We start from the raw sequence: 230 nt of genomic DNA on the forward strand, positions 1-230 counted from the left end.
CCACCATTCTTCTCCACAGAAGAATTCAAACTTAATGTGGGCGATTAGCTCAGTTGGGAGAGCACCTGCCTTACAAGCAGGGGGTCACTGGTTCGAGCCCGGTATCGCCCACCACTCTCTAAAAACTTTTGGATAAACTCTTCCAAACCAGTTCAGTAAGACGGATTTGGTTCGGATTTTTGTCGACGAAAGTCTTTAGAAAGTGATTTAACTTGAAAAAGTAAACACTC

Annotated in this window: 1 tRNA gene; it reads left to right on the plus strand. The window is 43.9% G+C overall.

Annotated elements, in window-relative coordinates:
- Positions 1-38 precede the first annotated feature (38 nt).
- Positions 39-114, plus strand: a tRNA-Val gene (locus KP803_RS21845).
- Positions 115-230: the final 116 nt, after the last annotated feature.

This window comes from Vibrio amylolyticus (assembly GCF_023145695.1).
Classification (GTDB): Bacteria; Pseudomonadota; Gammaproteobacteria; order Enterobacterales; family Vibrionaceae; genus Vibrio; species Vibrio amylolyticus.